At 73.3% G+C, this 13535-nt stretch carries 13 protein-coding genes and 2 pseudogenes; 4 read left to right on the top strand and 11 right to left on the bottom strand.

Annotated elements, in window-relative coordinates:
* Positions 1-12: 12 nt before the first annotated feature.
* The 4 genes and pseudogenes from ENC19_RS06360 to ENC19_RS06375 form a co-directional block, all read right to left on the bottom strand.
* Entirely contained in the window at positions 13-621 is a 609-nt protein-coding gene (locus ENC19_RS06360) for a GNAT family N-acetyltransferase (RefSeq protein WP_216592750.1), read from the bottom strand.
* A 61-nt stretch (positions 622-682) separates the two neighbouring features.
* A complete protein-coding gene (locus tag ENC19_RS06365) occupies positions 683-1996 on the bottom strand; it encodes a molybdopterin molybdotransferase MoeA (protein WP_164446207.1) in 1314 nt (437 codons plus the stop codon).
* A complete protein-coding gene (locus ENC19_RS06370) occupies positions 1993-2946 on the bottom strand; it encodes a UTP--glucose-1-phosphate uridylyltransferase (protein WP_164446208.1) in 954 nt (317 codons plus the stop codon). Before ENC19_RS06370 ends, ENC19_RS06365 begins: the two co-directional genes overlap by 4 nt.
* A gap of 9 nt (positions 2947-2955) precedes the next feature.
* A pseudogene (locus ENC19_RS06375) lies at positions 2956-5303 on the bottom strand (diguanylate cyclase).
* Between the two features lie 91 nt (positions 5304-5394).
* On the opposite strand from ENC19_RS06375, the gene ENC19_RS06380 reads away from it, so the two are divergent.
* Positions 5395-6051 carry a 5-formyltetrahydrofolate cyclo-ligase gene (locus ENC19_RS06380; protein WP_164446209.1) on the top strand — a complete coding sequence of 219 codons (657 nt, stop codon included), beginning with the start codon at positions 5395-5397 and terminating at the stop codon, positions 6049-6051.
* Between the two features lie 61 nt (positions 6052-6112).
* Complete coding sequence (locus ENC19_RS06385) at positions 6113-6502, top strand: FmdB family zinc ribbon protein (protein WP_164446210.1); 390 nt, start codon at positions 6113-6115, stop codon at positions 6500-6502.
* Positions 6503-6636: 134 nt separating this feature from the next.
* On the opposite strand, the gene ENC19_RS06390 is transcribed toward ENC19_RS06385, so the two are convergent.
* Positions 6637-6798 (bottom strand): hypothetical protein, encoded by a 162-nt coding sequence (locus ENC19_RS06390; protein ID WP_164446010.1) that lies wholly within the window; start codon positions 6796-6798, stop codon positions 6637-6639.
* A 170-nt stretch (positions 6799-6968) separates the two neighbouring features.
* Between ENC19_RS06390 and ENC19_RS31705 the strand changes: the two are divergent.
* Positions 6969-7368 (top strand): annotated as a pseudogene (locus tag ENC19_RS31705) (hypothetical protein).
* A gap of 53 nt (positions 7369-7421) precedes the next feature.
* Here the strand turns inward: ENC19_RS31705 and ENC19_RS06400 are convergent.
* Positions 7422-7907: a DUF2231 domain-containing protein gene (locus ENC19_RS06400; protein WP_164446211.1), complete on the bottom strand. Its 486-nt coding sequence runs from the start codon at positions 7905-7907 to the stop codon at positions 7422-7424.
* A gap of 127 nt (positions 7908-8034) precedes the next feature.
* Here ENC19_RS06400 and ENC19_RS06405 point away from each other — a divergent pair, with 127 nt between their 5' ends.
* Complete coding sequence (locus ENC19_RS06405) at positions 8035-8901, top strand: oxygenase MpaB family protein (protein ID WP_164446212.1); 867 nt, start codon at positions 8035-8037, stop codon at positions 8899-8901.
* Positions 8902-8926: 25 nt separating this feature from the next.
* Here ENC19_RS06405 and ENC19_RS06410 read toward each other — a convergent pair whose 3' ends face one another.
* The 5 genes from ENC19_RS06410 to ENC19_RS06430 all read right to left on the bottom strand — a co-directional run bounded on the left by ENC19_RS06410 (position 8927) and on the right by ENC19_RS06430 (position 13505).
* Positions 8927-9766 carry a RecB family exonuclease gene (locus tag ENC19_RS06410; protein WP_166458251.1) on the bottom strand — a complete coding sequence of 280 codons (840 nt, stop codon included), beginning with the start codon at positions 9764-9766 and terminating at the stop codon, positions 8927-8929.
* Between the two features lie 136 nt (positions 9767-9902).
* Positions 9903-10517 carry a MarC family protein gene (locus ENC19_RS06415; protein ID WP_164446214.1) on the bottom strand — a complete coding sequence of 205 codons (615 nt, stop codon included), beginning with the start codon at positions 10515-10517 and terminating at the stop codon, positions 9903-9905.
* A gap of 40 nt (positions 10518-10557) precedes the next feature.
* Positions 10558-11418, bottom strand: coding sequence for a PHP domain-containing protein (locus tag ENC19_RS06420; RefSeq protein ID WP_164446215.1), 861 nt, complete (start codon positions 11416-11418; stop codon positions 10558-10560).
* A 24-nt stretch (positions 11419-11442) separates the two neighbouring features.
* Complete coding sequence (locus ENC19_RS06425; RefSeq protein WP_164446216.1) at positions 11443-12645, bottom strand: hypothetical protein; 1203 nt, start codon at positions 12643-12645, stop codon at positions 11443-11445.
* 56 nt (positions 12646-12701) lie between these two features.
* Positions 12702-13505, bottom strand: a complete 804-nt coding sequence (locus ENC19_RS06430) for a SigE family RNA polymerase sigma factor (RefSeq protein ID WP_328824163.1) — start codon at positions 13503-13505, stop codon at positions 12702-12704.
* Positions 13506-13535 lie beyond the last annotated feature (30 nt).

A 13535-nucleotide genomic window follows, 5' to 3' on the forward strand; every position in this document is an offset into this window, starting at 1 on the left:
ACGTGGGACGGCTCACGGGGTACGGGCGCGCAGCCGGTGCCAGCGGGCCAGCAGGCCGCCCTCGGCGGCGATCTCCTCGCTGGTCATCGCGTAGCCGATGTGGTCGCGCCAGGCACCGTCGATGTGCATGTAGCGCGCGTGGTACGCCTCCTCGCGGAAGCCCAGCTTCTCCACCACCCGACGGGACGGCCGGTTCTCCGGGCGGATGTTGACCTCGATCCGGTGCAGACCGCCGGGGCCGAAGGCGTGGTCGACGGCCAGGGCCAGCGCGGTGGGGATGACGCCTCGGCCGGCCACCCGCCGGTCCACCCAGTAGCCGACGTATCCGGAGCAGAAGGCCCGGCGCACGATGTTGCCCACGTTGATGTGGCCGACCAGCCGCTCCACACCGTCGGAGTGCAGGCAGACCGCGAACGGCATCCCCTCGCCGGTGCGGGCCGAGCGTCGCTGGTCGCGGTAGACCCAGCGGAACGTCGCCGGGGAGTTCAGGTCGTCCCAGTCACCGGGTAGCGACGACTCCCAGGGGGCCAGCCACTCCCGGTTGGCGCGGCGCACCTGCGACCAGGCCGCCGCGTCCGACCGCCGGTACGGCCGCAGGAGTACCGGGCCGTCGGAGAGCACCGCCGGCCAGCCAGGCGCCCGTCGGAACACCGAACCTCCACTCCCGAGCGTCACCGGTGGGTCACCGGCGGCGGTCCAGCAGCAACACGTCGACGGTGGAGCCGGCGGCGGCGGCGGTCACCCGCTCGCCGAGAACGAGAAGTCCGTTCGCCTCTGCCAGGCCGGAGAGCGTGAACGGGCCGCCGTTGAGCGGCTGGACAGTGTAACCCCCGCCACGCCGCTCGGCGACGTGCGCGGGCCGGAACTCGCGCAGCCCGGCCGGCGAGGCGACGGTCTCCAACAGGTGCGCCCGTACGCTGGGCCGGAACACCGGCTCCGCGCCGGCCAGCAGATTGATCGCGGGCCGGGCCAGCACCTCGAAGCCGATCATCGCGGCCCCCGGGTCGCCGGGCAGACACACCACCGGCACCTCCTCGGCACCGACCGTGCCGAAGCCGAGGGCGGTGCCCGGGTAGAGCGCCACGTCCGTGAAGGTGACCGGACCCGCGCGGCTGCCCTCTCGACGGGACAGGATCCGGCGGACCATGTCGCCCGGCCCGGTGCCGGTGCCGCCGGTCGTGATGATCAGATCGGCCCGCAGGGTCTGGTCCTCCAGCAGCCCGCGCAGCCCCTCCGGATCGTCGTCGCAGATGCCCACCCGGTAGGCCAACGCCCCCACCTCCGCCGCCGCGGCGGTCAGGGCGTGCGAGTTGGCGTCCACCACCTGACCCGGCTGGCTGCCCCGCCCCACGTCGACGAGTTCGTCGCCGGTGGCCACGATCACCACCCGGGGGCTCGGACGCACCACCACATGTCCGATGCCGGTCGCGGCGAGCACCGCCACCAGCGCCGGCGAGACGTAGGTGCCGGATCGGGCGAGCAGTGCACCGCCGGTCACCTCCTCGCCCGTCCGACGGACCCCGTACCCCCGCTTCGGGACCCGGAAGATCTCCACCGCCGCCATGCCCTGGTCGGTCCACTCCACCGGCACGACCACGTCGGCACCGATCGGCAGTGGTGCGCCGGCCGCCACCGAGAAACACGACCCCGGCGTGAGTCGGACCGGCCGCCAGCTTGCCGCACCGAGATCACCGACGACGTTGAGCCGTACGGTGCGACCGCCCGGCCGACCCGACTGGACCGGGACGTATCCCACGCCCCGGCCCCCACCGGCGATGTCCTCCCAGCGCGCGGCGTACCCGTCCACAGCGGCCTGGTCGAAGGCCGGGAAGGAGTGCGGGGCGACGACGTCCTCGGCGAGGACGTTGCCGTACGCCTGGGTGAGGTCGAGGTCGAGCGGAGGCAGCGCGCGCAACCTGCGCAGCACGCTGCCCAGGTAGTCGGCGAGCGGCGTCAACCCGTTTTCGGCCGCCTCGGCGTCGGCCGTCGCGGTCATGTATTCGGACCGCCCGACGCGTCGGAGTTGACGAACTCGGCCAGCCACTTGCGGAACTCGCTACCGAGGTCCTCGCGGTCGGCCGCGATCTGGACCACTGTCTGCAGGTAGCCCAGCGGCATGCCGGTGTCGTAGCGGGTGCCGCGGTAGACGATCGCGTGCACCGGTGTGCCCTCGGTACGCAGGATCTCCATCGCGTCGGTCAGCTGGATCTCCCCGCCGCTGCCGGGCTCCGTCCGGCGGATGGCGTCGAAGATCTTGCCGGGCAGCACGTACCGGCCCAGCACGGCGAGGTTGCTCGGCGCGTCCTCCGGCTTCGGCTTCTCCACCATGCCGGTCACCTTCACGACCTCGCCGATGTCGGCCAGCTCGGACTCGGCCGGCTCGACGGAGGCGATCCCGTACCGCTTCGTCTCCGCCGGGTCGACCTCGAAGAAGGCGAGCACCACCCCGCCCGTACGCGCCTGGAGTTCCAGCATCGCGGGCAGCAGCGGCTCACTGAGATTGACGAACTCGTCGCCGAGCAGCACCGCGAAGGGCTCGTCGCCGACGTGCGACTCGGCGTACCCGACGGCGTGCCCGAGACCCAACTGCTCCGGCTGCCGACAGGTGTAGATGGATGCCAGTTCCTCGGTCCGCTTGATGGCGGCGAGCAGGTCGGGCTTTTCCGCGAGCCGTTCCTCCAGGTCAGGACGACGGTCGAAATGGTCCACCATCGACGTCTTGCCCCGGCCGGTGATCAGCAGCACGTCGCCGATGCCGGCGTGGGCGGCTTCCTCGACGATGTACTGCAATACCGGTCGGTCGACCACCGGCAACAGTTCCTTGGGAACGGCCTTGGTGGCCGGCAGGAACCGGGTGGCCAGTCCGGCGGCCGGGATGACGGCCTTGACGGCACGGGGACGGCCGGTGGCGGCGGTCGCTGAGGGGTTCGCTGAGTGCTCCGACATGTCGCGAGACTATCGGCCATGGCCCTGACTCGGCGGGTGAGGACCGGAAGACGCGCCGCCCGCCGGACCGGTTCTGCCGGTTGCCGGTGGTGCCCCGGTCAGGTCGGCGGACCGTCGGTGGCCGGCCCGCCAGGACCGGCCTCGGCCCACCCGACGGGTCGTCACCGACAGGTCCGGGCCTGGACCGACGCTGGTGCCGGCAGGTCAGGACCCGGCGGACCGACGCTGGTGGCAGGTCAGGGCCCGGCCGACGGGTCGCCGGTGGTGATCGGCGCGTCGGGTCCGGCCCTGGGCAGTCCGTCGGCGGGGCTGCGGGCGACCGGCGGCACCGGTACCTCACGGGTCGGCGACGGCTCCCGGGCCGGCGCCAGGCGCCAGGTGTCCCGGCTGGCGGTCTTCGCCGCGTACAACGCCTCGTCCGCCGCCGCCAGCACCTGCGGGCCGGTGTCGGCGTGGTCGGGAAAGACGGCGATGCCGACGGAGACGGTCACCGGGATCAACTCGCGGACACCGGCGTGCCCCACCACCGTCACCGGGGCGTCGCGAACGGCCGCACCGAGCCGCTCGGCGACGATCGTCGCGCCACGGGCGTCGGTCTCCGGTAGCAGCACCACGAACTCCTCGCCACCCCGCCGGAAGGCCAGGTCCACCTCGCGGATCTCGCCGCGTACCCGCCGGGCGAACTCGGCCAGCACGGTGTCCCCGGCGGCGTGCCCGTAGGTGTCGTTGACCCGCTTGAAACGGTCCAGGTCGAGGGCGAGGACGCTGACCATGCGGCCGAACCGGCTGGCCCGTTCCACCTCCCGGCGCAGCGACTCGCGCAGGTACCGGTAATTCCACAGCCCGGTCAGCGGATCGGTGAGCGACAGTCGTTGCGCCTCCTCGTGTACGCGCACGTTGTCCACGGCGACCGCCGCGTGCCGGGCGAAGGTGCGCAGGGTGGCCAGGTCGTCGTCGTCGAACTCGTCACCGCCGAGGCGGTCGTAGAGCGCCAGCACGCCCAACACCACCTCCGCCGGTCGCCCCGGGACGGCAGCCGCCGAGGCGTCGCCGCCGGTCGGGTCGGGCGCGGCGAACGGCACCGCGATGTACGTCCGGCAGCGCGGCTCGTCCGGGTCGATGCTCGCCGCCTCGGCCCGACCCCGACGGGCTGACCGGTCGCTGCGACCGCGCCGACCACCCCGCTGCCCAGCGGCACCCGCAGTGGCGCGGTGCCGGGCCCGCGCTCGTCGAGCCCTTCGCAGCACCGGGCGACGAGTTGCTCACCCTGCTCGGTGAGGAGTACCGCTCCCGCGCGGGCCCCGGTCGCGGCGAGCGCGCTGTGCAGGATCACCCGCAGGATCCGGGGCAGGTCGTGGGTACTGGCCAGGGTGTCACCGAGCACCGCGAGGTGTCCGCGCAACTGGTCCCGGCTGCTGGTCAGCGCCGCCAGGTAACCGCCCGTCTCGCGGGTCATCCGATTGAAGGCGACGGCCAGCTGACCGATCTCGTCGCGGCTGTGTACCGGCACTCGGGCGGTGAGATCGCCGGTGGCGACCCGGTCCGCCGCACCAGCCAGTTCCACGAGTGGCCGGGTGGTGACCCGGGCCAGCCGCCAGGCGGCTGCCACGCCCAGCAGGGCGGCCATCAGCACCACGGCGACCAGCACCGCGTGCAGCCCCGGTGGCTGGTCGCTTGGTACCGAGAGCACCAGGGGCAGCGGCTGGCCGACGGTCGGGCCGGCGCGGCGTACGTAGCGACCGTCGGTGGTGCCGGCGACGTGCTCGTCGCGCAGCGAGGCCGCGGCGGCGAGCACCGCGTCCCGACCGTTGCCGGATTCGGTGGTGTGGGCCACCTGAACCGGCGCGGCCCCGTCGAGCAGGGTCACCGCCACCCGGTCACGGCGGCGAGCCGCGCGACGAAGGCCGGGTCGACCGGCTGGGCGGCGGCCACCGTACCCAGCGCCGAGCCGGCGGCGTCGCGTAGCTGCACCCGCGCCACCAGGGCGTTGACCGCTCCGCCGGGCGCAGCCTGCGCGGTGCAGTCCCGCCAGGGCGCCGGGGCGGGTCCGGCGTGGCGTAGCCGACCCGACCGGTCACGTCGGTGACGAGCACCGCGGTGGCCAGGCCCCGGCTGACCACCTGCGCGGCCGCCGCGGCGTGGTCAGCGGTGACGGCGACCGCGTCGGCCGCGGCGCGTAGCTGCTGGCAGAGGGCGTCGACCGAGGTACGTACGGCCGTGGCGGCCACCGCCAGCCGTTCGGTGGCACGACTGCGGTCGACCGCCGCTACGGTGGACGCGACGAAGACGGCACCGAGCAGGACCGGGCCGAACGCCACCGCCAGGAAGGCTGCGGTCAACCGCCCGCGTAGCGTCAACGCTTCCCCTTCCCCCCGGAAGTTGCGCGACCGTTGCCTGCGATGCTGACACAGAGCAACGGGTAGGCAAGCGTTGCGTGAGGAGTGTTGCGTGCCGGAATTTGCGGAAGGAGCGGAAGTGGCGCATGACGCGAAGCGGGCCACCCGGATCGAGTTGCTCGCGCGGCGCCGCGCCCGCACCGAAGCTGAGCGCGCTGCCGCCGCAGCCCGCCTGCGGGCCGAACTGGCGTCCCTGGTCAACCGGCTGCGGCCGGGTCGGATAGCCGCGTACGCCCCGGTCGGTGGCGAGCCGGGCGGGTCGGAGCTGCCGACGGTGCTCGCCGAGGTGCTGCCCGCCGGGGCGGATCTGTTGCTGCCGGTGCTGCGCGACGACCTCGACCTGGACTGGGCCGCCTGGGACGGACCGCAGGCGATCATCGCCGCCGGGCGGGGCATCCGCGAGCCGACCGGCCCCCGGCTGGGGGTCACCGCCGTGGCCACCGCCGACCTGGTGGTGGTGCCCGCGCTGGCGGTGGACCGACGTGGGATCCGCCTGGGTCGCGGCGGCGGGTCGTACGACCGCGCCCTGGCGCGGGTGCCGGCGACCGTCCTCACGGTGGTGCCGCTGTACGACGGTGAGCTGCTTTCCGAGTTGCCGGCCGAACCACACGACCTGCCGGTACGGGCGGTGGTCACGCCGACCGACGGCCTGCTGACCCTCGCGGGTGTCGTGCCCCACACTTCCGCTGGACGAACCGGGGGGCGATGACGCACCATTGGCACTCGAATACGTCGAGTGCCAATCGGCCGTGCCAGATCCGGAGGGGAACGTGCCCACGTACCAGTACGCCTGCACCGCGTGCGGTCACCAGCTCGAGGCGGTGCAGTCCTTCTCTGACGAGCCGCTGACCGACTGCCCGGCGTGCGAGGGACGACTGCGCAAGCTGTTCAACTCGGTCGGCATCGTCTTCAAGGGCTCGGGCTTCTACCGCACCGACTCCCGCTCCTCCGGCTCGGACACCACGTCGAACGGTTCCGGCGGCAAGTCGGAGTCCTCGTCGTCCGGCTCCAAGTCCGCTGACTCCGCGAGCTCCTCGTCGAACGGCTCTGCCTCGTCCGGCGCCGGCTCGTCCGGCTCCGGCAGCGGGTCGTCCGGGGGTTCGTCGGGAGGATCCTCCGGCGGAGCGAGCAAGGCGACGGCCACCGCCAGTTCTTCCTGACCGATCGGCGTGCCCTGGCCGCGGGGCTGCCCGGCAGGGACATCCCCGGGCCACCCGCTGCCGGGCAGCACGCCGGCTGTCCGGCAGGCCAGGCGCGGCAGAGCGTCAGCCTGCCGGGGCGGCGACTCCCGGCCTCAGTCCCAGTGTGGCGGACGCTCGGCGAGCAGCCAGTCGTCGTTGCCGCCGGCCCGCTCGCCCCACCCGTGATCGGTGTCGTCCGCGGTCTGCTCCGGCAGCACCACGAAGTCGTCGGTCAACTCGACCGCGCGATCGTCCTCACCCCGCCAATCGCTCACGAGCGACAACACTAACGCAGCTGCGGCATCGCTCCGGTGCCCGAGCAACTTCGGGGATGGTGCTGCCTCGCGCGCGCGAGACCCGGCACTATCCCCGAAGTTGTCCGGATCAACCGCCACGGGCGCGGCCTGGCGGTGCGGCGATGAGGTGGTTGGTAGCGTCGGACGGCGTGACGATGCCCCGACCCGGTCAGGATCCAGACGACCCGTGGCGCCGGCCCGACTCCGGCGACGGGTCCTCCTCCGGCCCTCCGGCGGAGCACGTCCCGGCACCGGTCGACGCCAGTCAGCCCCCGCCGCCGGGCCCGTCCGGATCCGGCCCGCTTTCCACCGTTGCCTCGGGCGGGCCGGGCGGCTACAGCGGGCCGCCACCCACCACCGCTCCGCCGCCCGGTTGGCGCCCCGGTGCACCTGCGGGCAGCGCCGCCCCGCCAGCTGCCGGCTCAGGACATGGCCAGCCTGGACGCGCAGGAGCAGCGGGCACAGCGGGTCACCTGGGCCGTCGGCGCGGTCGCCGGAGCCGTGCTGGTGGTGCTGACCTGTCTGCTCTGCACCCGGCTGCTGTTCTGAGCAGGCACCCGGGCGTGACGGCGGGCGTACCAGCTCGGGACGGCCGTGGCGGCCTACTCGTAGGTGTTGCCCCAGACCATCTCGGCACCCGAGTGGCCGCTGAGCCAGACGTAGACGAGGGCCGCGACGCCCAGCCCCAGCACCACGACCGACAGCACCGCCGGCACCCAGCCGGGCAGCTTCGGCGCCCGAGGATGGCCGCTCGTGGCGACGAGCAGCAGGATGACCGCCAGGCCGAGTCCAAGCGTGACGAGGAACAGCACGTCGCCGTGCGCCGCGTGCTCGTTGATCTTGTCGAGGATCTCGCCGGAGAAGCCCCGCTCGATCTGCCGGGCCTGCAGCGCCTCACCGGACTCCGTGGCGACCCAAGCGGTGATCGGCGCGACCACCGCCAGGACCGCCACCGCCCAGTCCAGTCGGGCGCGGAACCGGGGCAGCACGATGTACGCGAGGGCGAGCAGCACCAGCAGCGGCACCAACACGACTACGGCGTGTACGACCAGTACGTGCAGGGGCAGGCCCAGCGCCTTCTCGAACATCGGCACCTCCGAGAGTGATCGTGAATGTCAGCGTACGGGCCCGTGCTTGATCCGCCCAACGCCCTGATGCTCCACACGCAGGCCCGACCAGACAGGTTCACGTCGGTTCGCGTGGCACCCTTGACAGGTGGAAACCGTCGACGTCGGCCTGTTCGGTCCCGCCTCGGTCACCTGGAAGCTGCACCAGGAGCCGATCCTGTTCGTCGCCGGCCTGCGCTCGCTCTACCTCCAGGCGCTGCACCCACGGGCCATGGCCGGGGTGGCTCAGAACAGCAACTACCGTCAGGACGCCTGGGGGCGTCTGATCCGCACCGCCGACTACGTGGGTACCACCGTCTACGGCACCACCAATGAGGCGGAGCAGGCCGGCCAGCGACTGCGTCGGCGGCACGCCCGGATGACCGCGGTCGACCCCGGCACCGGCGAACGGTTCCGGATCGACGAACCGGACCTGCTCCGCTGGGTCCACGTCACCGAGGTGGAGTCGTTCCTCGACACCGCACGGCGGGCCGGCGTACCGCTGGACGCCGACGAGGTGGACCGCTACTACACCGAGCAGCGGCGTACCGCCGCCCTCGTCGGGCTGGCGCCCGAGACCGTGCCCGGCACCGCCGCCGAGGTGGCCGAGTACTACCGGCGGGTCCGGCCAGAGCTGCGGATGACCCGGGAGGCCGCCGAGACCGCCCTGTTCCTGACCGCGCCACCCCTGCCCTGGAAGCTCAGTCTGCCGGCCCGGATCGGGCTGAACCTCGGCCCGCCCCGGTGGGCGTACCTCGGCATCGCCGGCACCGCGCTCGCCCTGCTGCCACCGTGGGCACGGCGGCTGTACGGCGGGCTGGGCCTGCCGACCACCGCGCTGTCGGCCGACGTGACGGTACGCGCGCTGCGGCTCGCACTCACCGCCCTGCCCCGCGACTGGCGGGAGAGCCCGATGCAGCGCGCCGCCAAGGAACGCGCGGCGCGACTCACCGCCGCCACTCCCTCCACCACCTGACGCACGGCGGGAGGTCGATCGCGGATCAGTCCTCCGTCGTCGGTGCGGCGAAGCGTTCCACGGCGGCCCACGGCTCCTTGCCCGGTAGGGCGGAACCCGTGGGGCAGATGCGCCGGTAGTCGCACCAGCCGCAGCGCGGGCCGGGGGCGGTCGGAAAGACGTCGTCCGGATCAGCACCGTCGGCGACCGACCGCTCGGCGGCCATGATGTCGCGGGCGGTCTCCTCCGCGCGAGTCACCTGCCGCGCCAACGACTCGACACTGTGCTCGTGCGCGGCGACGGTGCCGCTCGGCAGATGGTGCAGCTCGACCCGGCGGCACGGCCGGCGGAACACCCGCTCGGCCGCGTACGCGTACAGCGCCAACGCCTGCGAACCGCGCGCGTCGTCGCCGTCCAACCCGGAGCGGCCGGTCTTGTAGTCGACGATGACCAACTCGGGCCCCTGCGGGCCGGGCCGCGAGTCGATCCGGTCGGCACGGCCGTTGAAGGCCAGCACCCCGGTCTTCACCGCCACCACGCGCTCCACCCCGATCGGCTCGTCGGCCGGGTCCAGCCCGGCGACGTACGCCTCCAGCCAGCCGAGGGCCCGCCGGTAGGACTCGCGCTCCTGCTCGTCGTCGCGGTAACCCTCGCGTACCCAGGTGCTCTTGAGCAGCGTCGGCAGCACTTCGGGGCGACGTCGATCGGCGGGCAACGCGTACCAGTTCTTCAGGGCGGTGTGCACGCTGGCGCCGAGCGAGTTGTGCGCCCAGGGCGGGCCCTTCGGCGGTGCCGGGCGATCGACGTAGGAGTAGCGGTAACGCCGTGGACAGTCGGCGTAGGCACCCAGGCGGCTCGGGGTGCAGACGAACAGCCGCTCCGGCATGCCCTCGAAGCCGAGCTGCTCGGGCTGCGCGTCGCGGGGCCGGGGCGGGCGGCCACCGGCGGCGGGTCGTCCGGCTGGAGAGGCTCGTCGCACCACCTGATCCTGCCATCCACCCCCGACAGACCGGGCGAGCCGGTCAGCCGGCACCGTTGTACTGGGCCACGAACGCCGCGATCGCGTCCGCGATGAGCTGTACGGCGATCGCCGCCAGCAGCAGGCCGGCGATCCGGGTGAGCACCTCGATGCCGCCCGGACGCAGCACCTTCACGATGCCGCCGGAGAACCGCAGCACGATCCAGACGGTGAGCATCACCGCGACGATGGCGGCGGCGATCGCGGAGAAGTCGGCGGGTCCGTCACCCTGCTGCACGAAGAGCATCGTCGCCACGATCGCGCCGGGCCCGGCCAGCAGCGGCGTGCCCAGCGGCACCAGGGCGATGTTGGCGGTGGCCTGCTTGGTCGGGTCGTCGGTCTTGCCGGTCAGCAGTTCCAACGCGACCAGGATCAGCAGCAGCCCACCGGCGGCCTGCAACGCGGGCAGGTCGACGTGCAGGTAGGCCAGCAGCGTCTGTCCTGCCACCGCGAAGATCACGATCACGCCCAGCGCCAGCGCGACCGCCTGCCAGGCGGCCCGGTTGCGCTCCCGCGCGGACAGCGGTCCGGTCAACGCCAGAAAGATCGGCATCATGCCGGGCGGGTCGACGATCACCAGCAGGGTCACGAAGACCTCGCCGAAGAGCTTGAGATCCACCCGGTCACCGTAGCCGTGCCGGTCGGCGTCGAAACCCAGGTCAGCCCGAAGCGACCTCGGTCACCCCGGAGGATGCCGCCACGATCCGTTCGTACGCGTCGACACCGGTGGTGAAGGCACCCAGCCGTACCGTCTTGTGACTGCCGTGAAAGTCCGAGGAGCCGGTCACCAGTAGACCCAGCTCGGCCGCGAGACCGCGTACGTGGTCCCGCTCGCCGGGTGAATGGTCCTCGTGGTCGGCCTCCAGCCCGACCAGTCCCGCCGCGGCCAGGTCGGCGATCAGCTCGTCCGGCACGATCCGGCCACGCCGGCTGGCCCGGGGATGGGCGAACACCGGCACGCCGCCGGCCGCCCGGATCAGCCGGACGGCCCGGAACACGTCGGTGTCCTCCTTCGGCAGCCGGTACCGCTGACCAAGCCAGTCCGGCCCGAACGCCTCGGTGGTGGTGGCAACGAGCCCGGCCCGGATGAGCGCCTGAGCGATGTGCGGCCGGCCCACCGTCCCGCCACCGGCCAGCGCCAGGATCTCCGGCCAGTGCACGTCGATGCCGTCGGCACGCAGCAGGTCCACCGTGCGTTCGCCCCGGGCCAACCGCGCCGCCCGCACCCTGGTCAGCTCGGCCACCAGTTCCGGATGCGCCGGGTCGAAGAGGTACGCCAGCAGGTGCAGCGGCACCGGCGGCTGTTCACCGTCCCACCGGCAGGAAAGCTCCGCGCCACGGACCAGCCGCAGCCCGGTCGGCAGGGCACGCAGTGCCGGCTCCCAGCCGTCGGTGGTGTCGTGGTCCGTGATCGCCACCACGTCCAGTCCCGCCGTCGCGGCAGCGCGCATCAGCTCGGCCGGGCGGAGAGTGCCGTCACTGGCCGTGGAGTGTGTGTGCAGATCGATCCGGGAGGTCATCGCCCGCAGTCACCGGTCGCCCGGTCAGCCACCGCTCACCACCACCGGTAGCTCACCGGCAGGCACGCCGGGCAGGGCGGTCGGCGCGGCGGGACGGCCCGCGACGACCCGGTCGACGGCCACCCGCACCAGGCCACCGGCGGCGTCGGCGTAGTAGGCCGTGTCCTCGGTGCGCCAGACCACGGTGCCGGTCATCGGCGGTCCCGCCGGCCGTACCGCGGTGGGCTTGTCGAACGTGACCAGGTCCACCAGCAGCGCCGAGTCGACCCCCGCCGACCGCCCGTTGACCAGCAGCCAGCGCCCGTCCGGCGACACCGCACCCAGGCCGTCGCCGGCCGTCTCCGGCCCACAGTCAGGCCGGCTGGGTGCCAGATCCCGGGCCGGGTCGAGCAGGGTCAGGCAGGTGGGCAGCCCGACGCCCGGGGTGGTCCCACCAACCAGGCGTCCATCGGGCAGCGCGCCGAAGATGTGAGTGCTGGCTCGGTCACCGCCCAGGTCCAGCGAACCGGGTCGCAGGGGCCACAGCACGTGCCCGGGACGGTCGGGCGCCAACCTGACCAGCACCGCCCCGTTGACGAACCGCAGCGGCACCGCCTCGGCCGGTGCCTCGGCTCGTACGGTGTCGGCGAGTTCACCGTCGACGATCCCGGCGACGGCCAGCACCGTGCCCTGCTTCCAGGCGACCTGCCGGCCCTCCGCATCCAGAACGATCTCGTCGGCACCGGCCAGCAGCACCTGCGCCGTGCCGTCCGCGGCCACCGCCCACAGGAACCGTCCGGCCAGGGTCGGTGCCCCGACGGCCAACCAGCCACGCCCGTCGGTGAGCCGGTGCACCCGTTCCACCTCGCCGATGCCGAGCAGCGGCACCCGTCGACCCTGCGCGGTGGCGATCGAGTCGTCGATCAACAGGTCGACCTCGGCGATCGGGGCCGCGGTGTCCGGCCCGGGTGGCGCGGTGACGCGCTCGACGAGCGGCCGCTGGTCGGGGTCACCGATCACCACCGTCCCGCCCGCCGGCGGCCGGTTGTCGCGCACGTGCAGGCTGCCCACGCTGACCGTCACGACCACCAGCACGGCCAGGCCCATCCCGGCCAGGGTGCGGCGACGTTGGATCCGGTCGGCCCGGCGGATCGCCACGCCGGCCGGGTCGACGGCGACCGCGCGCGTCACGGCCGCCCGCCGGGACAGCATCTCCCGGAGGGCGCCTTCAAGCTCGTCGGACGGCACGTCCAATTGACGATCCGGGAACCGGCTCTGGTTGTCATGAGCTGCCGGTTTCCGCTTCACCGCCGCTCTCCGACCAGCGCGCCGGGCTGCGCTGCCGCCGGTCCGGGTGCCGATGCGGGGTTGTCACGCCCGTCGGCCCCGGCCGAGGCGGGCGTGCCGCGCGAGGAGATCCGGTCAGGCGAGGCCGTCGCACCGCCGACACCGGCGCCAAGGGCCGGGACAACCCCGCCGGTGGCTGTGCCAGCGGGCCGGCGCCGGGCGGCCCGCACCGGACGCCCGGCGTCCTCCGGTTGCGGACTTCCGGGCCCGGTCCGGTCGGCCGACCGCTCGGTTGACTCCGACCTGCCGGCACGCAGGCCGAAGGGTTCCTCCGCGCCGATGCGTCGACGCAACGTGGCCAGCGCCCGGGAGGTCTGACTCTTCACGGTGCCCGGCGAGATGTCGAGCATGGCGGCGGTCTGTGCCTCCGACATGTCCTCGTAGAAGCGCAGCACCAGCACCGCGCGCTGCCGGGCGGGCAGGGCCCTCAGATGCCGCCAGAGCACGTCCCGGTCCAACTGGCGTTCGAGTTCGTCCGTGGCGGCCTGCTCGGGCAGCACCTCGGTCGGACGCTCGCCGTGCCAGCGACGCCGCCACCAACTCGTCGAGGTGTTCACCATGACTCGTCGGGTGTAGGGCTCGATCGCCTCGATCCCACCCAGCCGCTTCCACGCCAGGTACGTCTTGGTCAGCGCGGTCTGGACAAGATCCTCGGCCGTGCCCCAGTCGCCGGTGAGCAGGTACGCGGTCCGCAGCAGGGCACCGGAGCGGGCCGCGACGAAGTCGCGGAACTCCTCCTCCAGCGCGTTGCTGCTGGCCACACACCACCTCCGTGCCTGATCCTGCCGCAG

The organism is Verrucosispora sioxanthis, assembly GCF_010560025.1.
Classification (GTDB): Bacteria; Actinomycetota; Actinomycetes; order Mycobacteriales; family Micromonosporaceae; genus Micromonospora; species Micromonospora palythoicola.